The organism is Neisseria sp. P0008.S010, from assembly GCF_051962715.1.
In the GTDB taxonomy this organism is placed as follows: domain Bacteria; phylum Pseudomonadota; class Gammaproteobacteria; order Burkholderiales; family Neisseriaceae; genus Neisseria; species Neisseria elongata.
Map to the genome: position 1 here is coordinate 1 of NZ_JBQCVA010000423.1, position 238 is coordinate 238.

Annotated in this window: 1 rRNA gene; it reads right to left on the bottom strand. The window is 57.1% G+C overall.

The features are described 5' to 3' along the window. Window positions 1-238, bottom strand: a 16S ribosomal RNA gene (locus tag ACTHSL_RS14180); the annotation flags it as partial.

Here is a 238-nt window from a genome sequence, read left to right on the forward strand (position 1 = left end):
GACTACAGGGGTGTCTAATCCCGTTTGCTCCCCTAGCTTTCGCTCCTCAGCGTCAGTTCAGGCCCAGGTCGCCGCCTTCGCCACCGGTGTTCTTTCGGATATCTACGCATTCCACCGCTACACCCGAAATTCCACGACCCTCTACCGAACTCCAGATCTGCAGTATCCAATGGCCCCTCCCCGGTGAGCGGTGGAGATTTCACATCAGACTTTCAGATCCGCCTACGAGCCCTTTACG